The 20,493-nt window shown below is 37.0% G+C and carries 13 protein-coding genes and 1 tRNA gene; 6 read left to right on the plus strand and 8 right to left on the minus strand.

What is annotated here, in order from left to right:
- Position 1: 1 nt before the first annotated feature.
- The 6 genes from ABI125_14840 to ABI125_14865 all read right to left on the minus strand — a co-directional run bounded on the left by ABI125_14840 (position 2) and on the right by ABI125_14865 (position 12,344).
- Entirely contained in the window at positions 2 to 1,441 is a 1,440-nt protein-coding gene (locus ABI125_14840) for a glycoside hydrolase family 125 protein (protein XCF05982.1), read from the minus strand.
- Positions 1,442 to 1,484: 43 nt separating this feature from the next.
- Positions 1,485 to 3,782: a GH92 family glycosyl hydrolase gene (locus ABI125_14845; GenBank protein XCF05983.1), complete on the minus strand. Its 2,298-nt coding sequence runs from the start codon at positions 3,780 to 3,782 to the stop codon at positions 1,485 to 1,487.
- A gap of 4 nt (positions 3,783 to 3,786) precedes the next feature.
- Complete coding sequence (locus ABI125_14850) at positions 3,787 to 5,415, minus strand: glycosyl hydrolase family 28 protein (protein XCF05984.1); 1,629 nt, start codon at positions 5,413 to 5,415, stop codon at positions 3,787 to 3,789.
- 3 nt (positions 5,416 to 5,418) lie between these two features.
- A complete protein-coding gene (locus ABI125_14855; GenBank protein XCF05985.1) occupies positions 5,419 to 7,467 on the minus strand; it encodes a GH92 family glycosyl hydrolase in 2,049 nt (682 codons plus the stop codon).
- A 133-nt stretch (positions 7,468 to 7,600) separates the two neighbouring features.
- The gene (locus ABI125_14860; GenBank protein ID XCF05986.1) at positions 7,601 to 9,253 is read right to left on the minus strand and encodes a RagB/SusD family nutrient uptake outer membrane protein; all 1,653 of its coding nucleotides are present in this window, start codon (positions 9,251 to 9,253) and stop codon (positions 7,601 to 7,603) included.
- Positions 9,254 to 9,263: 10 nt separating this feature from the next.
- Complete coding sequence (locus ABI125_14865) at positions 9,264 to 12,344, minus strand: TonB-dependent receptor (protein XCF05987.1); 3,081 nt, start codon at positions 12,342 to 12,344, stop codon at positions 9,264 to 9,266.
- 270 nt (positions 12,345 to 12,614) lie between these two features.
- On the opposite strand from ABI125_14865, the gene ABI125_14870 reads away from it, so the two are divergent.
- Positions 12,615 to 13,487, plus strand: coding sequence for an inositol oxygenase family protein (locus ABI125_14870; protein ID XCF05988.1), 873 nt, complete (start codon positions 12,615 to 12,617; stop codon positions 13,485 to 13,487).
- A 30-nt stretch (positions 13,488 to 13,517) separates the two neighbouring features.
- A complete protein-coding gene (locus ABI125_14875; GenBank protein ID XCF05989.1) occupies positions 13,518 to 15,092 on the plus strand; it encodes a solute:sodium symporter family transporter in 1,575 nt (524 codons plus the stop codon).
- An 82-nt stretch (positions 15,093 to 15,174) separates the two neighbouring features.
- On the opposite strand, the gene ABI125_14880 is transcribed toward ABI125_14875, so the two are convergent.
- Complete coding sequence (locus ABI125_14880) at positions 15,175 to 15,450, minus strand: Arm DNA-binding domain-containing protein (protein XCF05990.1); 276 nt, start codon at positions 15,448 to 15,450, stop codon at positions 15,175 to 15,177.
- Between the two features lie 232 nt (positions 15,451 to 15,682).
- Positions 15,683 to 15,757 (minus strand) — tRNA-Pro (locus tag ABI125_14885).
- Between the two features lie 155 nt (positions 15,758 to 15,912).
- Between ABI125_14885 and ABI125_14890 the strand changes: the two genes are divergently transcribed.
- The 4 genes from ABI125_14890 to udk are packed head-to-tail and all read left to right on the plus strand — an operon-like array spanning position 15,913 to position 20,492.
- Entirely contained in the window at positions 15,913 to 18,204 is a 2,292-nt protein-coding gene (locus tag ABI125_14890; protein ID XCF05991.1) for a TonB-dependent receptor, read from the plus strand.
- Positions 18,205 to 18,230: 26 nt separating this feature from the next.
- Complete coding sequence (locus ABI125_14895) at positions 18,231 to 19,355, plus strand: PQQ-dependent sugar dehydrogenase (protein ID XCF05992.1); 1,125 nt, start codon at positions 18,231 to 18,233, stop codon at positions 19,353 to 19,355.
- Between the two features lie 57 nt (positions 19,356 to 19,412).
- The gene (locus ABI125_14900; protein ID XCF05993.1) at positions 19,413 to 19,829 is read left to right on the plus strand and encodes a cytochrome c; all 417 of its coding nucleotides are present in this window, start codon (positions 19,413 to 19,415) and stop codon (positions 19,827 to 19,829) included.
- A 57-nt stretch (positions 19,830 to 19,886) separates the two neighbouring features.
- Positions 19,887 to 20,492, plus strand: a complete 606-nt coding sequence (udk, locus tag ABI125_14905) for a uridine kinase (protein ID XCF05994.1) — start codon at positions 19,887 to 19,889, stop codon at positions 20,490 to 20,492.
- Position 20,493: the final 1 nt, after the last annotated feature.

A 20,493-nucleotide genomic window follows, 5' to 3' on the forward strand; every position in this document is an offset into this window, starting at 1 on the left:
TTTAAATGGATTTAAGAAGTTCTGGCTTTTCGTTGTATAATTTTAAAATTAACTCGCCAAAAAGGGTGTTTGCCCAAGCAAACCAAGAGCGCGAAAATTTGGATGCATCATCTTTATGGAAGGTTTCGTGCATAAACCCTTTACCATCGTGGGTATTCATTAACTGTTTTACACACCACACAATTTCAGAATCACTATCGCTGGTCATGGCCCGTAAAATAATCCCCATAGGCCAAATGGTGTCTAAACCTGCATGCGGACCGCCTTGTCCTTCGCCTGCTTTTCCTTTAAAATAATAAGGATTGTCGTGACTTAACAGATAAGCTCTTGTATTTTGGTAAACCTCAGCATCGTAATACTGTTCGCTCATTAAATACTTCATGGCGATTAAAGACGGAATGTTTGGGTCGTCTATAAATGCTTTGTTACCAAAACCATCTACCTCATACGCATAGACCTTACCATAATTCAGGTGTTCGGAAATGGCATATTTGTTTACAGCGCTTAACACTTCATCTGAAAAGGATTGGCAAGCTTCTGAAAACGCCTTATCTCTTAAAACACCATTATAAATCTCACTTAATTGCGATAAAGACTCCACCGCAAATAAATTAGATGGAATCAAAAACGGATACATGGTACCATCATCTGAAGGTCTAAACGCAGAACAAATGAGACCCACAGGTTTTATTGGCCTGCCTTTTCCTCTAAAGGGAGCTGTAACATTTTTATTTCTTCTAACACGCTCAAAATAATAGGGTGTTTCACCATTTTTACGTTGTTCAGTTCTAAGGGTTTTTACTGCGAGTCGCATGGCTTTATCCCAATCGTCATCAAAAACCAATGTGTCGCCAGTTTCTTTATAATAACCATACGCCAAACGAATGGCATAGCATAACGAATCTATTTCCCATTTACGCTCATGCACTCCCGGTATTGGGGTTGGACGGTCGTCCTTCCATTTGGTTTCTCTGGTCAGGTCTTTATAAAATGCGTTGGCATAAGGGTCTAACAAAATGCATTTGGTTTGCCTGTTTATTAAACCTTTAAATAGATTTTTTAATGCTTCATCTTGATTTACCAAAGGCAAATAAGGCCATACTTGGGCTGTAGAATCGCGCAACCACATAGCGTCAATATCGCCAGTAATAACAAAGGTGTCCGGCTTATTATTTATAAGTTCGTAATCTACTGTAGTATCTAAGGTATTTGGAAAACAGTTTTCAAAAAGCCATGACAACTCTGGGTTTTTAATACCCCTTTTTACCTTTTTAATGGTGTTTTCTACGGTTTGACTTATAAAGGTTCTATCGGCTAATGGAGGCCTGTTAGATGTGTAGGGTGGTGTACTTGAAGCCATCGTAAATGCCGAACAACTTAGGGTGGCAACTCCCGTTGAACCCATAATCGTTTGCTTTATAAATTTTCGTCGTGTGGTCATAAAAATGATATTTACTTAAACCTTTTTTAATCTGCATGACAGACTACTTTGTCCCTGCCATGTCAAGTTTTAGCACCCCACCGTTGGTTAAGGATTTATGAGACACATTAAATTTAGGCAAATCCTCGTTATTAAAAGAGGCCTCTTTTATGAAAACATTGGTTCCGCTGTTGTTTGTTGATTGAATCTTCAAAGTCTTCCCTGAGTAATATTCTGGATGTAATTGGATGGTTACCTTATCAAAAATAGGACTTCCTATTTGATACTCTGGATTTTCCTCGGTGCCTCCATTGACTTGAAACAGACCTATCTTCAATAAAACGGCTAAACTTCCCATAAGGCCTTGGTCTTCATCCCCATTGTATCCTGTGGATGGTGCTAAACCACCAAAAACCTTAGAAGCCACTTGCCTAGACCAATACTGCGTTAAATCCGGTCGTCCCAATTTATTAAAAATAAAGGCGGTTTGAATAGAGGGTTGGTTACCATAATTTATTGGGATTTTACGATACTCTGGGTGCAATTCTGAAGCATGCGATGTGCCCGAAGTAAAGTTTAATTGTTCAGCTTGTTCAAATTGTGTATTTAATTTTTCAACAGCTTTGTCTTTACCTCCCATAAGTTCAGCAAGTCCATCGTAATCATGAGGTACAAACCAAGTAGATTGCGCGCCATTGGATTCTATAAACCCTTCTTCATAAGTGTACGGGCTATAATTGGCTTGCCATTTTCCATCCACATTTTTGGCTTGCATCCATCCTCCTTCATTTAAAAGCGATGCATAATTTTTAGAGCGCTTCATGAAATAGTCATAATCTTCAGACTTATTTAATTTTAAAGCTAATTGAGCTAATGTCCAGTCTTGATAGGCGTATTCTAAAGTTAAACCAGCACCATCTTGATGCCCACCAAACTTTCCTTTAGGATTAGGATGTGGTACAAAGCCTTTTTCTATATAGAAATCCAATCCGCCACCAATATTGGTTTTATGCTCATAACCCGCTTTTTCCATAATGCCTCCTTTTAAATGATTCTTCTTAAGGGCATTATACATATATTCTAAATCATCTTTCAAAATACCTTTTTGAATCGCGCTAACAAAAAAAGGTGTGGCTGGTGCACCTGTCATCACGTAGGTGTAATTTCCGCCCGATGGCCCTCTGGGAACTAAACCTCCATCTTTATAATATTGAAGAAAAGACATAGCAAACTCTTCATAAATATCTGGGTAAACTAGTCCCCAAAGTGTATTTAGTGTCCATTGGGCTCCCCAAAGCGCATCAGAATTGTAATGATTAAATTTTGGTTTTCCTGAAGCATCCAATGGCAATTGCCCAATTTTAAATTCATCTCCAGTATTATCAGGATATGCACCATTAACATCATTAATAATGCGTCTGCCTTGAAGCGCATGCCATAAATCTGTATAAAAACGTCTTTGTTGCTTTTCGGTATTACCTTCAACCTTTATTCTACTTAACAACGAATTCCAATGGTCTTTAGAATCTTGAACAACGGTTTCAAAATCCCAATGAAGTAGTTCTGTTTTTAAATTTAACTGAGCATTCTCTTCTGAAGTATATGAAATGGCTACTTTCATTAGCAAAGGTGCTGTTAAATTATTAAAATGCATTAAATAATTCCCTGTTTCTTCATCTTTTTGCAAACTATTCACAGAAGCATTGAGCTCAATTTTAAAAAACACCTTTAGCGCTTTTGGCCGTCTGTGAGTTGGTGTTGCCACTACTGAACCAGCAAATTCTTTATCATTAATTTGACGCAGCTCTCCATTGGCATTATCTGATGGCCCAAGTATGGTATTCAAATTAAAAAGAACCGCATTTTTGGTGTTTTCTGGAAAGGTATATTTATGAAAACCAACTCTAGTGGTACTAGTAAGTTCTGTTTTGATATTATAGCGTTGTAGTGACAAGCTATGATACCCAGATGTTACTGTTTCATCATCATGACTGAATTTTGAATAAAAATCTTTGAAAACGGTCTTAGTATTCTCGGCAGAAAGCGTAACCGGCATCACTGATACGCCCGATATTTGCCAACCATGTATATGGCTAAAGCCTTTAATGGTATCGGTTTTATAACGGTAACCACTGCCCCAAGCACCGTCAATTTCATTATCTGGACTAAGGTTTACCATCCCAAACGGACGACATGCCGATGAAAAGAAAAACCAACGTGAGTTTTCTGTATCTAACTGCGGATATACCAAACTAGCATAATCTGTTGGTTCGTTTTTATCAATAGCTATTTCTTTCTTGTCACTTTTACAAGAAAAAACAACCAATAAAACTGAGACTATGGCGATTATATAATTTTTCATATGCTTATTTAATTGTAAAACTGTTTTCTTTAATTTCTTCACTTAAAATAAAATTCTTATGTTCCTTGAAAACAAATTGTTTGTGTCTAGTTTCTGGTACCTTTACAGCGTTAAGCGACACATCTTTTACTTTATGAAACACAAAAGCTGGCCTAAAGTCTGGATTTTCTAGTTTTAAATTTACATTTTTAAAAGTGATATTGTTAGCATGCTTTACATAAAATGCCCAAGCAGGCAACTCGCCAAACATTGAAAATTCTGGATAGTCTGTTATTTTTTCGGGCACTTGTCCTAACCTGTTTAAAGGAACATAAGCCATGCCTTTTGTTGCCCTACCGGGAAAGGTAATATCCACGTTTTCTACAAGTACATTTTCAATATTATGTTCAGGAATACCAACAATTGATGATGGAAATGGGTTATGAAAGAAATCTACTTCTGGGCCTCGTAAATCGTAATCTATGTCGGGTCTTCCAAAAGGCACTTCAACATCTATATCTTTAATATGAATATTTTTCACCTCCCCAGGGGCATCTCCTCCTCTATGCCCTAATCGAATAAAAATGGCATTGCCTGTGTTTTTTGCTGTTATGTTGGACACATTAATATTTTCAATTACTCCTCCATCAACACTTTCTATGGCGATAGCTGAACGGAAGGTATCAACAACATCAATGTTTTTTATAGTTACATTCTTAAAACCACCATAAGAAGCTGTACCAAATTTTACGGCACTAGCACTACTTTTAATATTACAATTGGCTATGTAAATGCTGTCATTATAAAAATCTGGGAAATACGATTTTAAACAGATGCCATCATCAGCCGAATTCACATTACAATTTGTGATTTGGACATTCTTACAATCGGTAATGTCCATACCATCATTATTCCAAAAAGCTCTGTTAAGAATGTTTAAATTATCGAGTTTTAACTTTTCACACAACTCGAATGACAACCCCCAGCATGCTCCATTTTGAAGATGTAGGTCTAAAATCTGTACATTTTCACACATTGAGAACCTTAATAATTTAGGTCTTGCCGTTTCGTTGGGGCGCATGCGCCTGTAGTTATATTTTGGGTCTATGCGCTCTCCTGAATGATGCAAACTATCTACCGCCAAGGCCAATTTTCTACCTTGACCATCAATTTTACCTTCACCATAAATTTTAAAATTATTGGCTTTGTAAGCCACCAAAAAAGCCATGTTAGAGTAATCATCGCGCTTTGGTGATTCTGGGCGTTCTGGCATTGGGACATCTTCATAATGGTAAGGATTGGTACTCCCCAGTAAAACAGCTCCCTCTTTTAAATACAGGCTTACATTAGACTTCATTACCAAACCTCCAGAAAGATATTGCCCTTTGGGAAATACCAAGGTGCCACCATTTTCCTTATTAACATTATCTATTAACTGTTGTAATGCTTTAGTGTTTAGTGTTGAGCTGTTTCCAACAACACCGAAATCTGTAACCAAATACTCCTTATTATTTGTTTTCTTTTGGTATGTTTTTATTACTTCGGTATCTACTGATTTTGTTTTTGTTTCGGCAACATCTTTACAAGCTCCAAAAAGAAACACCATTACAAAAATGCTAAGAACCGAAGTATGACAGCTTAATCTATATTTCATAATCTAATTTTGTTTTCCCCATTGTTTATTGGGCTTATCACCTAACTCGAAATGCAAAACCCCACCTTTTGAAATGGTATTAAAATCTATTATACTAGATTTAACCGCTTTGCCGTTCCAAGTAAATTTTTGAATGTATATATTGTTCCCTCCGTTTTTTGAAGTAGTGATTTCCAATGGCTGGCCTTTAGTTTTTATGGTTACCTTATCAAACTGTGGAGTTGTTAGCGCCAGCTCTGTGCTTCCTGGAAATACAGGATATAATCCCATTGATGACCAAAGGAACCAAGATGACATAGTACCGGCATCATCATCCATTTCTTTAATAAAACCATCTGGTGTTGCTGTAAAAATCTTTTTTACAATTGGTGCTTTAAATTTTTCATGGGTGCCGTACCAGTTATTGGTTTTCTCGTTTAATAATTTATGGGTTAAAGCTTGGGTTTTCCAAGGTGAGCTTGTGTAATTATACAAGTATGGCACTTGAATATCGGGTTGATTACCTATATTAAACAGCTCGTTATCAAAAAAATAATCTAACTGGTTTTCAAATTCTTGTTTTCCCCCAATCATGGTTTGAATACCTTGAATATCAAACGGCACAAACCACCTGTACTGCCACAGAGTACCTTCGTACAGTCCATCGCCGTGCATAATATCCGATTTGTCATCCATCACTAAAAATTTATCTTTCCAGAGGGTTTTGTATTCAAAAGCTTGATTTTTATATTCCTGTGCGTCTTCGTTCTTCTCAAGTATGTGAGCAATTTGTGAAAGTGCCCATAAATCGAAGCTAGACTCTAAAACATTATCAGGCGATTTAAAAGGCAGCTGTTTTGCTTCTTCCTTTAATTCGTCATAAACTTCATTTAAATCAAACGGTAGGATGCCTTTTCTGTAAGCATCAAGTAACATGACCATACTGTGCTCTGTTCTTATTGTAAGGAAAGGCTCTTTTTCTGTTGCCCAATCTGGTTTACCTTGCTTATACAAGTGTTTTAAAGACAACAACATGTCTTGATACTTTTCTGGATACAGCAACGAAAATAAAGGTAACTTCGTTCTAAATGTGTCCCAGATAGACCATCCGTGATAATACGGTGTATTTGATTTATATAGCTCTCCATCACTGCCTCTATACCCGCCATTGTCATCATTTATTATAAATGGTGATTGTGTGGCATGGTACAAGTGTGTATAAAATAATTGCTTTAAAGAATCATTTTTGGTTTCAACCTTAACGGTATTTAAAAGACTATTCCAAGCATCAAATGCTTGTGTTTTCACTTTATTGAATTGTAAAGCGTTTGTATTTTTCAAATTATTAATGGCGCTGTTCTCATCAACTACAGATAAGGCGCAGCGCAATAAGATATCTTGTTTTTCTTTGGTTGAAAATTCAAGAATTAATTTAGAACCACTTTTAGTTATTTGCGAAGTTTCTTGATTAAAATGGATTGCAAAATAAAATGTATAAGCACCTTTTCGGCAAACATTAACACTGGTAATTTTACCGCTAATAATGCCATTATTAATTTTGTATTCATCAGATATATGCCCCACATAAGAACTTGCTAAATCTATTGTAAAACCAGATTTTTCTGATTTTGGAAATGTGTATTGATGAAAGGCTACTTGTCTAGTTGCTGAAAGTTGGGTTTTTATGCCATTGTGAAGAGTAACTGAGTAATATCCTGCTTGAGCTACTTCATTTTCTTTTGAAAAAGTTACCGAATTTGGAATTGAATCGTTACCCGAAATTACATAAGGCAAAACTCTTAAATTTCCGCCTACGCCTCTACAGCCCACTCCCGAAAATCTGGTGTTTGAAAATCCTATTATTTCATTGGCAGCATAGTCATACCCCGAGTGCGCTATGGGATTAGTGTCTGGAGCTGGTTTTACCATTCCAAAAGGTACCGCAGCAGCAACATCTGTTTGTCCGTGGTCATTTGCCGTATTGATAAAAGGATTAATGTAACTGGCATTATCTACTTCCTCTAATCCATCAGACTGTTTTTGTTGCTTATTACAGCAAAAAAGTGATAACATTATTATAGGAAAAGAAAAATAGAAGATCTTCTTCATAAATAGGTAATTAAAAATAAAGGCAGGAGGCTAAACCACCTGCCTTTCAACTAAACAACTAAACTAACTCAAAAAGACACTTTTGAATTACATTAAACTAGTACTTAGGGTTTTGCTCTAAACTTCCATCTGAAAGTTCTATTTCCTGAGAAGGAATTGGCCTAACAGTGTGCTTTTCTGGATCAAACGAACCATGATCTATAAAATGTGGGTTGTACATGGCAACACGCTCCTGCAGTTTACCTGTACGTTTTAAAACATTCCACCTATTTGATTCTCCAGCCAATTCTAAGGCACGCTCGTTTAAAATATCATCAATAGTTAAACTTGTGTAATAATTAGCAACTCCTGTAGCGCGCTCTCTTACTCTATTGATGTGAGGCAAGGCAGCAGTAACGTTACTCGCCCCTAAATAGGCTTCTGCAGCAATTAAATGAGTTTCGGCTACACGAAATACAAAAACATCTCTGTACCCGTTACCATCTTGAGCACGTTCATCAAACTTTGCAAAAATTGGAAAGTTTACTGTATTTACGTTATTCGAATATTGGTATAACGCCCCAGGGACATCTTGGGCCGCATCAAAGCCATAATCTGATGGTTGGAATACCCAGTAACGGTTTAAGCGATCTTCTAACTCTGCTTCCGACAAAGTGTTTTTTGGATAATATACAACCGTATCACCTACGGTAATATTTTCTACACCATTTTCAGAAGCAGTAGAGTTTGTACTTGCGTACAGCACTCTATGCAACGTCACTTCATCTCTTGAATCATTAGCTTCAAACAAACTATAGAAAAAATCTGTTGGCATGGATCCAAATGTAGGTTCTCCATATGGTGTTGTGGTACGGGAAATTCCTGCATAATTATGCGTTACATTCATGAAAATGCCGTTTTTGTTATTACTTCTGTTGTTTACTCCTTCAGCTCCATATTGAATTGAAAACAATATTTCAGGATTAATTTGATTATCAAAATCAAATACCTGCGCATAGGTTTGGCTTCTTATATCATAACCTCCTATTGCTGTTTCTGCAAGTTGCGCTGCCGTTTCAAAATCTTGGGTTGACCCAAAATCTTTATACCCTTTTGTTAAATATACCTCAGCCAATAGGTGTTGTGCTGCACGCTTGGAAAAACGCCCAAATTGAGCTGGAGATTCTTCTAACACCGGTATAACTTCTTCTAAATCTTGTATAATTTGATTAAACGTCTCTTCTTCAGAAGAACGAGCGTAATCGTACCTAATTTCTGAAACCTCATCTAAATAAACTACAACTCCGCCGTATTGTTGTACCAGATTAAAATACGCTAAGGCTCTTAGTGCTTTGGCTTGCGCTATTCCTAAATCTCTTTGCCCAATTAGTGCAGACTCCCATGAAATTTGATTTTCGTATCTGTTTATAGCAATATTTGCGGCACTTATTACCGAATAGTTGCTATACCATGGACCTGCACCATCACTAGATGCCATGTTACTGTACTCATTTAAATTGTTTATGCTAAAAAGCGGACCATTTTGAGTAAACAAATCTGTACCTAAAAAAGCTTCGCTGTAAAACTTATAGGTCTCCCTTAATGCGGTATACACCGAATTAACCAATTCTATTGCATTATCTGAAGTGTAATAATTTTCTGCTGTTACTGCTGATCTATTTTCTTCTTCAAGATAACTATCGCACGCTACTAGACTTATTGACAAGCCCATAGCCATAACTATATATTTTAATTTATTTTGAATTTTCATTTTATTTTTTTTAGAATCTAACATTTATACCAAAAATTGCTGTTTTAACAGAGTAAGCCATTCCGTAGGAATTTTGCAGACCTGTTTCTGGATCCGGCCCTTCGTAATCGGTAAATATAAACGGGTTCTTTATGTTCAAAGATAATTTTAAAGAGCTTAAATGTAATTTGTTGGCTAATGCAGATGGGAACGAATATCCTAAACCGATGTTACCTACTTTTACAAAAGACATATCTTCAAAAAACCACTCGTTAGCTTGCCCATTAGAAAGTGCAGCTCCTGGCAATGGATATTTAGCACCTTGATTGTTTGGTGTCCAATAATCTAAATCAATCTTGTTAAATCTAGCATTGTCTGGATTGTGCGTTGCAAAGTTTTGGTAAAACTCAGAATGTCCAAACACACCTTGTCTTGTATAAATCATTACGTTTAAATCCCAGTTTTTATAGGTAAAGTTGTTTGTCATACCTCCAATCCAATCTGGGGCATGATTTCCTATTACAACTCTATCTTGCTCATTAATTAAGTTGTCGTTGTTTTGATCTTTAAACTTATACATACCAGGTACAGCATTATAAACAGCAGCCTCTGCAGCCTCATCCATTTGCCAAATGCCCAGTTTTTCAAAAGAATACATAGCATCTAAAGGCTGTCCTACTTGTAAAACACCATGTCTCCCATAAGGTTGCTTATCAATATCCCCAGTCAACGCTAAGAGTTCATTCTCATTACGAGCATAGTTTAAACTTGTTTGCCATTTAAAATCACCCGTATCTATATTCACTGTTGTTAACGATAATTCTACACCACTGTTTCTAACCGATCCGAAATTACCTACAGAGGCGGAAAATGAAGTAAGTCCCATAAGGCTTCTGCCTAAAATAGCATCCACAGTTTCCTTGTTATAATACTCTGCTTCTGCCCTAACTCTTCCCTTGAAAAAACCGGCATTAACACCTACGTTAAATTCTTTTGAGCGCTCCCAGGTCAACTCATCATTAATTAAGTTACCTATCATATTGCCTAATGCATAGGTATCTCCAAATTGATAATCTAATTGGCGAAGCGTGGCCTGAGAGGCGTATGCCCCAACAGAGTTGTAGTTACCAGACTCACCATAACTTACTCTAAACTTTAAATTAGAAATCCAGTCAATATCTTTCATAAAGTTTTCTTCTGAAACTTTCCATGCTAATGCCGCTGATGGGAAAAATGCCCATTTATGACCTTCGGCCAATTTGGATGCTCCATCATATCTTCCTGTAAAGGTTAACAGATATTTATCGAACAGACTATAGTTAACTCTTGCCGCAAAAGAAGAAACAGTTTCTTTTCTAAAATTAGTACCGTAACTTCTTACATCAGAGCCTGCCTGTGTATTATAATAACCAAATAAATCTGAACTTAAATTTCTGGTTTGGATTCCAGAGCCCTCAGAATCTTCATAATTTATGGCAGCTATCAAGGTGGCATTTAAACTATGGTTTTCATTAAAATTAAAATTAAAATCGGCAGTGTTATCCCAGTTGTAACTTCTATTGAAACCCGCATTATAAACCGCACGGGTTCTGGATTGGTCATTTCTAGCTGCTTTAGTTAATAACCCTCTGTACTCACCACCACGACCTGAGGAAAAAGATGGTGCAAAATTGGTTTTAAGTTTTAACCATTTTACGGGCTCATACTCTAAAAAAGCATTGGCGATAAAACTGGTATTCCTTTGGTTAGCAACCCATGAGCCATTAACCTCATAAAGTGGGTTTATAAAACGTACATCCTGTTCATCTGGCAAGAGTTTTATAGTTCCGTCTTCATTATAAGGTTCTACCGTTGGTGCTAACCTCATAGAACTCCTAAACAATTCTAAAGAACCCGCTTCTCTATCGGTAGTTGTAAAATATCCTTTTACTCCAAGAGTAACATTGCTTTTAAACTTTTTTGTTAAAGATACCGATACATTGGAACGTTCGAAATCTTCAATTCCCATTATCCCTTTATCACTAGTGTAACCCAAAGTAGCATTGTAAACTAATCCATCTGCCCCACCAGAAACACCTAGCGTGTGTGAGGTTTGCAATTGCATATCATGACGAAGTAGTTTTCTCCAATTGGTGTAATTTCTGTTCGCTACATTAGCACGCTCATTATCACCAATAAATTCGTTATCTGTATTAATAGTTAGATTGTTAAAGTCTTCAACCGTAGCAGTACCATCGGTCCATTCTCCAACCCATTGCTCTCCTCTTAAAACATCGCTTACAAAAGCAACGTACTCATCGCCATTAAACATATCTGGCTCGTTTACCACATTATTTACACCAAAAGTAGCATCGTATGTTACTTGGGTTTTACCTTCAATACCAGATTTTGTAGTAACAATTACCACCCCATTGGCACCCCGCGAACCATAAATAGCCGTTGCCGAAGCATCTTTTAAAACGTCTATTTTTTCGATATCTGCTGGATTGAGAAAACTTAGGTCTCCTACAAAAATACCATCAACCACATATAATGGTCTTGATAAATCTAAGCCCAAATCATCACTCACACCATCATTACCAACATTAAGATTCCCTATTACAGTATTTCCACGAATTTTTATCGACAGTGGCGACCCTGGTTTTGAGTTTACACGCCTAACATCCACACCCGCCATTTGACCTTGCACAGCTTCTGCTACATCTGTTTTTCTAGCTTCGGTAATAGCTTCAGAATCCAAAGAAACTACAGCTCCAGTGGCATCACTTTTCTTAACAGAACCGTAACCAATAACAACTACCTCATCTAACTGCGCAGTATCTTCACTCAAAGTAATACTATAGGTGCTAGCCCCATCTAAATTCACCTCTTTAGCTGCAAAACCAACGTAGGATACGGTAATCACGCCATTAAGATTTGACACTTTTAGAGTGAAGTTACCATCAAAATCAGTTACTGTTCCGTTGCTTGTGCCTTTTTCAAGCACATTAGCTCCAGGAAGTGGCATACCTTGGTTATCTAGAACCACTCCCGAAATTTGATTTGATTGCGCCCATGAGGTCAAAGAAAAACCAAAGAGCAAAATCAACAATAGTAATTTTGTTTGTTTCATTATTTTGAAAGTTTAGTTAATAAAATTTTGATAAAACTACATTTTTAATATTCTAGCGACCTAGAAAATCAATTCAAACTCATGTAATTTTCACTCCGTAATAATTAAATTAAACACAGTAAGCAAAGGCAATTATCTTCTACGTTTTTTTCAAACCCCACTTTCTTAATTCCATTTTTACATCACCTATTTTACAGATAATTGAGTAGATTTTACATGTTTAAATGCTATTTGCATATTAACTTTGGCTTTACCACTAAAGCAAAAAAAATGGACATTCAAGAAAACTACAAAAACCCATTAAAAGATATTGATGATTGGGAAGAAAATCTTAAGGAAAGATACCCCGCCCCTGACGCTCCTAAAAAAGAAAAAGAAGCGTTTAGGAATTACGTTGACTCCGATCGCGCTGAAACTGTTCGAGAATTTTACAGATTAAATCACATCAACCAAACCTATGATTTCGTTTGTAAAAAGGAAAAGGAATTCTTAAAGTTTAACAAAAAGGAGATGTCGCTTTGGGAAGCTATAGATTTTTTAAACACACTAGTAGACGATAGCGACCCAGACATTGATTTAGACCAACTACAACACCTATTACAAACCTCTGAAGCAATACGTGCCGATGGTCACCCAGATTGGTTTGTACTTACTGGTTTTTTACATGATGTTGGTAAAGTACTGTGCTTATTTGGCGAACCACAATGGGCCGTAGTTGGAGACACGTTCCCTGTTGGATGTAAGTTTTCAGATAAAATAGTACATCCTGAGTTTTTTACTCACAATCCAGACAGTACCAACCCTGAATTCAATACCAAATACGGCATTTACAAACCAAATTGTGGGCTAGACAATGTTAAAATGAGCTGGGGACACGACGAGTACCTTTACCAAATAATGAAAGATCATTTACCAGAACCCGCCTTATACATTATTAGGTACCATTCGTTTTACGCACAGCACCGTGAAGAAGCTTATAACCATTTAATGGATGACAAAGACATAGAAATGTTCAAGTGGGTAAAAAAATTCAACCCATACGATCTGTATACAAAAGCCCCTGTTAAACCAGATGTTAAAGCGCTGAAACCTTATTATGAAGACTTGGTAAACAAATACCTACCAGAGACGCTAAAGTTTTAAGAACAACTCCTTTAAACAACCTTTTTTAACATGCTATATACGTACTTAGGCTTTTTTGGCTTTACTTTATTTGTTATTTTTTATACCTCCTACAAACTAAGAAAAGACAAATTTACGACTTCCCAAGGATACTTTTTAGCAGGAAAAAGCTTAACCGCCCCCATCATTGCTGGTTCTATGATATTGACCAATATCTCTACCGAGCACTTAATAGGAATGAACGGAAGCTCATATAAAAATGGCATCATTATCATTGCTTGGGAGGTTACCTCGGCGATAGCCCTAGTTATAGCCGCAATATATTTTATCCCTAAGTTTATAAAAATGGGATTGACAACTATTCCTGAGTTTTTAGAAAGACGATTTGATAGTTCGATTAGGTCCATTGTGGCATTTTTATTAATGTCATCCTTCGTCATAACACTATTACCCATAGTGCTTTACTCTGGAGCCATAAACATTGAAAGTGTTTTTGATTTTTCTAAAATGTTCAACCTTACAAAAAACGAATCCTTAATATATACTGTATTGGCAATTGGAATCATTGGCTCTCTCTATGCAATTTTTGGCGGGCTGAAAGCCGTGGCTTATTCAGATTCTTTAAACGGCGTTGGGCTTATGTTAGGAGGCTTATTGATTCCCGCAATAGCATTGTACCAGATAGGTCAGGGAAATATTTTGGACGGTTTGAGCTCTGTCTATAACTTTGCTCCAGATAAGTTTGATATTATAGGCAAACCAGATTCAGTACTTCCTTTTTCAGTATTATTTACTGGTTTAATGATTAATCAATTATATTTCTGGGGAATGAACCAAGCCATTATTCAACGCGCTTTCGGTGCCAAAAACTTAATTGAAGCTCAAAAAGGTCTTATTTACACAGGTGTTTTAAAACTTTTTATCCCAGCAATAATTGTGCTTCCTGGGTTAATTGCCTATTATTACTTTCAAGACGATTACTACAACACACCAGACTTAATTTACCCCATGCTTGTTAAAAAGGTACTCCCTTCATACCTATACGGTTTTTTTGCCGCAGTAATACTTGGTGCAGTTCTAAGCACTTTTAACAGCGTATTAAACTCTGCCAGCACTATATTTTGTCTAGACATTTACAAAAAATTAATCGATAAAAATGCTTCAGACTCAAAACTTGTAAAATATGGTAAAATATCGTCGGTGGTATTGGCCATTATTGCTATATCTGTAGCCCCTTTAGTGGCTTACGCTCCAGATGGTCTATACCAATTATTGCAGCAACTTAACGGTATATTTTTTATACCTATTTCTTCTATAATCATTGCGGGCATATTCTTTAAACAGATAAACACCAATGGTGCCAAAGCTGGATTGTTTTTTGGCTTTATATTCTATATTCTTACGACCTTTGTTTTAAATATAGATATTCATTTTGTCCATTTATGGGGGATTGAATTTGTTTTAAACTTTATTATCATGTTTTTAGTTTCACATTATTCAGTTGGCTTGCACCAACATTTTCCTTCAAAAGAAACCACTTCTAATGAAAAACAGTGGGCCAATGTCAAGATATATGGATCATTGCTGGTTTTAATTACAATATCATTTTACATTTTTCTATCTTAACAACCGTTTATTCATCATAATAAGCTCAAATACACTCTCTATTACTAATAAGGCTCGCTTAATTATTTTTCATGTTTTAACACTACATTAATCTATAAAGTTTTACAAGTTCATCGTGAGCTTTGTAGATTCTATTTTTAACCTGGTCTAAATATCTGTTGAGTAGCAGTGATTCTTGTTTATTCTCTCTTGCTCTTCCTTTGTTAGAATTCCATTCGGAAAGTATTACTTTTCGTTGCAGACTAATATTTGCACGTTTACCATTTACAGTAACTCTTGCAAAAACTGAAACTTGATTGTTTTTTATGCGTGTAGCATTAACCCAAAATGACAGGGTAAAGATGGTTTGTGATTGCATAGTTGTCGTCTTTTTGTTAAACATTTATTCAAGACGAAAGTCAAATCAACTATTTCAATTACAGTGTTTTAAACATCTATTCGGTTAACACTTTTTTACTTTGCAAACTGTTAACCGAATTGTTAACCGAATAAAACTATATTAATTCAATTCTTATGATAGTCTAAAAACCATAAAACCTTGCAAATTATAAGATTTACAAGGTTTTAGTTTCTGTTGGTATTAATTTTTGTCGGGGTGGCAGGATTCGAACCTGCGACCTCCGCGTCCCAAACGCGGCGCGATAACCGGGCTACGCTACACCCCGAATAAATGAACTCCGTAGTTATCTCGAGTAATTCGAGAAGCTACATATCAAATAATTTTTCCGTAGCGGGCTGCAAATATACTGCTTTTATTTATTTTGCAAATCATTTTTAATAAAATATTTATTACTGATTTTAGTTTAGCAAGAACCAAAATATGCACAACATCAAGCACCATATAACATTTTTAATTTTTGTTTTCACTTCTTGGGTCGCTTTCGGGCAAACCCAATCCAGAGGCGTCATGAAGAATGACGAAACCAAAACCCCAATACCAGATGTTCTTATTCTGAATACAACAACTACCGACACCCTATTTTCGGATAATAAGGGTTATTTCCCTATAAAATCAAAAGGAATTTATGTTTTTAAGAAAGAAGGGTTTTCAACAAAAACAGCGTCTATAAATGAGGTTGAACACATCGTTATCCTTCTATCCCCTAACCCCTCTCAACTTAATGAGGTTACCATCATAGCCAACACAAATCAAACTGAAGCTACTAATACCATTAACATTATTTCAAAAGAAACCATAGACCAAACCCAAAACGTCAATTTCAATCAAGCTTTTAATTTGATTCCTGGTGTTTTTATGCAAAGTGGAGCGCTTAACACCAACAGAATTACCATCCGCGGCATTGGCTCCAGGAATCTATTCGGAACTGCAAAAATAAGGGCTTACTTTAAGGATATCCCTCTTACCAATGGCAGCGGCGAAACCAATATTGAGGATTTTGAGCTAGCTTCAATTTCTAACATGCAAATCGTAAAGGGCCCTACTTCCTCAATTTATGGCGCTGGTTTGGGAGGCACCATCATTATTAATCCCGAAAAACTTTCACAAAACCACTCAGAAGCTAACTCCGAATTAACCGTAGGGTCATTCAACCTATTTAAAAACACTAACAAAATTGGTTTGAGACCCAAGAACAACAGCTTTAATCTGGTACACAGTCAAACTGAAAGCGATGGCTTTAGGGAAAACAACCATTACAACAGGCAAACGTTCACCATAAATTCCAATCACGCTATAAACCCCAATAACAACTTGAGTTTTCTGGGAAGTTATGTAGATTTAAAAGCGTTTATTCCCAGTTCGATTAGCGAAACCAACTTTTTGAACAACCCAAAAATGGCTGACCCAAATTGGCGAGCTGCCAAAGGACACGAGGACTCCAAAAGAGGAGTTTTTGGCCTGTCATGGGAACACCTTTTCAAGCAGAAAAGCAAATTAAAATCCAGTGTATTTCTTTCATTTAGGGATGCTTACGAACCAAGACCTTTTAACATTTTAAAAGATGAAACTTTGGCCTACGGACTGAGAACACGGTTGGAAAGTCGCACTAAAATTTTTAATATACATATTGAATACACCATTGGCGGCGAATGGTTTAAAGACCGTTATAATTACAAAACCTTCGAAAACCGTTACCGAGATTTTCCAGATGGTACTGGTAGCGTGGAAGGCAACAATCTGTCGCATTTTGAAGAAAACAGGCTTTATTACAATCTCTTTTTTGAAACACAAATTGAAGTCTCTAAAAAAACCACTTTGTCAGCCGGAGCAAACCTTAATCAAACCGAATACAACTTAACAGACTATTTCCCAATATCAGAAAACAATCCCGACCAATCGGGTGCATTCAAATTTAAAACCATTCTTTCACCTAAATTCGGAATTAACTACCAAACCTCAAAAAAGATTAATCTGTTCGGTAATATTAGTCACGGGTTTTCGCCAATCACATTAAACGAGACTTTACTGCCAAACGGACAAATCAATCCAAACATTAAACCCGAAACAGGTTGGAATTTCGAAATTGGAATCCGAGGCACTACTACAAACAAAAAACTCAACTATAGCGTATCGGCATTCAGCATGCACATTAAAAACCTATTGGTTTCAAGACGAACTGCAGAAGACCAATTCATCGGCATAAACGCTGGAAAAACAAGACATAATGGTGTAGAAACCAACCTCAATTATATTGTAAAACACACCGAAAATGGTTCACTGCAAGTCTTTTCGAATCTCACTTGGAATCGATTTAAGTTTAAGGAATTCATCGACAATGACAACAATTATTCTGGAAACGACTTAACGGGCGTACCATCGCACATATTCAATTTGGGGCTAAGCTTGAATTCCAAGAATGGTTTTTACGGCAATATCCATTTTCAGCATGTTGGAGAAATTCCCATTACCGACAGCAATAGTCTCTATTCCGACAGCTACAACCTCTCCCGGTTAAAAACAGGGTTTAAAACAAATCTTAATAAAAAGCTAAAATTAAACCTGTTCTTTGGCCTAAACAATATCTTTGATACAGCCTATGCCTCGCAAATTCTAATCAATGCATCGAGTTTTGGAGGCAACGCTCCCCGTTACTATTATCCGGGCAATACTATTAATTTTTACACCGGAATTAATTTAAATTACTTATTTTAAGGTCAATTGATTTAAAAATTGCAAACATGAAATACATACATTCGCTCATAGCACTTACATTTATTGCGCTTTCGGCATGTGCCCAGCAACAGGAATCTGAAGTAAAAGCACAGGAGCCCCAAAATTTAAATTACACTACAGAATTGATTGTCCCAGATTTATACATTCCATGGGGCATGACGTTTCTCCCCGACGGAAGTATGCTCATTACCGAAAAAACAGGCGAAATCATCCATTTTAAAGACGGCGTTAAAACCAATATTGAAAACGCCCCCGAAGTTTACGTTCGTGGCCAAGGCGGATTGCTCGACATAAAAGCGCACCCCAATTACAAGGAAAACGGCTGGATTTACATTACCTACAGTTCTCAAGAAGGTGAAGGTGATGGCGGAAACACAGCTTTAATAAGAGCCAAATTAAGTGACGATAAATTGATTGAAAAACAACTGCTTTATAAAGCCGAACCGAACACCAAAAAAGGACAACATTGGGGCTCACGCATTGAGTTTGATGATGAAGGCTACCTCTATTTTTCAGTCGGTGATCGTGGAAGTCGGGATGAAAACCCACAAGACATTACACGCGACGGCGGAAAAATTTACCGCTTACACGACGATGGCAACATTCCCGAAGATAATCCATTTGTTAATGAAGCTGGAGCCAAAACAGCCATTTTCAGTTATGGTCACCGTAACCCACAAGGCATGGTTAAAAACCCGTTTACCGGAAACATTTGGGTAAACGAACACGGCCCAAAAGGTGGTGACGAAATCAACATAATTGAAAAGGGTAAAAATTACGGTTGGCCGGTCATTTCTTATGGCGTTAATTACAGCGGCACCAAGTTTACCGAAATCACCGAAAAAGAAGGCATGGAACAACCTTTGTTTTATTGGGTTCCTTCTATCGCACCGAGCGGTATGGCTATCGTTTCTTCAGATAAATACCCCGATTGGAAAGGCAACGTTTTGGTGGGCGCCTTAAAGTTTGAATATTTGGAACGTTTGGTGGTTGAAAACAATAAAGTCACCCAACGCGAAAAACTGTTTGAAGGCATTGGCCGATTACGAAACGTTATTCAAGCGCCCGATGGCTTCATTTATATTGCCGTTGAAGGCAAAGGTATTTTTAAAATCGTTCCAAAAAATTAAGTCCCACGACGGGCAATTCACCATTTAACCCAAAATTGTTCAAAAAAACATAACCCAATGAAAATCTTTATTGTTTGCTTATCAATCATCCTCGTAAACCTATTTTTACCGTTCAACACAAATCAATACACCCAAACTTCGCCGTTAGAGGAAAGCATAGAACGCGGCGCAGAAATTTATAAAGACTTTTGTGTTTCGTGCCACCTACCAACCGGTGAGGGCATCAGAAAAACGTATCCACCGCTGGCAAAATCCGATTACTTGATGAACAACAGGACGGAAAGCATAAAAGGCATCAAATACGGTCAAAAAGGCGAAATTGTGGTAAACGGACAAAAATACAACGGGTTTATGGCCCCCATGGGATTGAGTGATGACGAGGTGGCCGATGTGATGAACTACATTACCAACAGTTGGGGCAATAAAAACGACAAGATGATTACCAAAGTCGAAGTGGCCAAAGTGAAAAAATAAAAGGGTTCATCCCTCAAAGATTTTTCATTTAACTAACTTTGTGAAAAGTAAAAAAGCATGCTTATAATCGGAATTGCTGGCGGAACGGGCTGCGGAAAAACTACCGTAGTCAATCAGATATTAAATGAATTGCCGGAAGGCGAAGTGGGCATACTTTCCCAAGATTCCTATTACAAAGATACCTCGCATTTAAGTTTTGACGAGCGTGTTAAAATTAATTTCGACCACCCACGTTCTATCGATTTTGAGCTTTTGACGGCGCATTTACAGGAACTGAAAAACGGAAAACCCATCCAGCAACCCGTGTATTCCTTTGTAAAACACAACCGGACGGGCGACACCATTTTAACGCATCCGCGAAAAGTGATGATTGTTGAGGGCATTTTGGTGCTTTCGAATCCGGAGTTACGGGATATGTTCGACATAAAAGTATTTGTGCACGCCGATACCGATGAACGATTAATCCGCAGACTGAAACGCGATATTTCGGAACGTGGCCGCGATTTAGAAGAAGTTTTAAACCGCTACCAAACCACACTAAAACCTATGCACAACCAATTTATCGAGCCCATGAAGGAGTTTGCAGACATCATCATCCCCAACAACAAATACAACACGGTTGCCATTGATATTGTGAGAACCATTATCACCCAAAAACTGTAAA

The sequence above is a fragment of the Tamlana crocina genome (assembly GCA_040429635.1).
GTDB classification, from domain to species: domain Bacteria; phylum Bacteroidota; class Bacteroidia; order Flavobacteriales; family Flavobacteriaceae; genus Flavisericum; species Flavisericum crocinum.

Coding starts and splice junctions, on each gene's coding strand:
- ABI125_14840 (XCF05982.1), bottom strand. CDS start 1,441: ATGACCACACGACGAAAATTTATAAAGCAAACGATTATGGGTTCAACG.
- ABI125_14845 (XCF05983.1), bottom strand. CDS start 3,782: ATGAAAAATTATATAATCGCCATAGTCTCAGTTTTATTGGTTGTTTTT.
- ABI125_14850 (XCF05984.1), bottom strand. CDS start 5,415: ATGAAATATAGATTAAGCTGTCATACTTCGGTTCTTAGCATTTTTGTA.
- ABI125_14855 (XCF05985.1), bottom strand. CDS start 7,467: ATGTTATCACTTTTTTGCTGTAATAAGCAACAAAAACAGTCTGATGGA.
- ABI125_14860 (XCF05986.1), bottom strand. CDS start 9,253: ATGAAAATTCAAAATAAATTAAAATATATAGTTATGGCTATGGGCTTG.
- ABI125_14865 (XCF05987.1), bottom strand. CDS start 12,344: ATGAAACAAACAAAATTACTATTGTTGATTTTGCTCTTTGGTTTTTCT.
- ABI125_14870 (XCF05988.1), top strand. CDS start 12,615: ATGGACATTCAAGAAAACTACAAAAACCCATTAAAAGATATTGATGAT.
- ABI125_14875 (XCF05989.1), top strand. CDS start 13,518: ATGCTATATACGTACTTAGGCTTTTTTGGCTTTACTTTATTTGTTATT.
- ABI125_14880 (XCF05990.1), bottom strand. CDS start 15,450: ATGCAATCACAAACCATCTTTACCCTGTCATTTTGGGTTAATGCTACA.
- ABI125_14890 (XCF05991.1), top strand. CDS start 15,913: ATGCACAACATCAAGCACCATATAACATTTTTAATTTTTGTTTTCACT.
- ABI125_14895 (XCF05992.1), top strand. CDS start 18,231: ATGAAATACATACATTCGCTCATAGCACTTACATTTATTGCGCTTTCG.
- ABI125_14900 (XCF05993.1), top strand. CDS start 19,413: ATGAAAATCTTTATTGTTTGCTTATCAATCATCCTCGTAAACCTATTT.
- udk (XCF05994.1), top strand. CDS start 19,887: ATGCTTATAATCGGAATTGCTGGCGGAACGGGCTGCGGAAAAACTACC.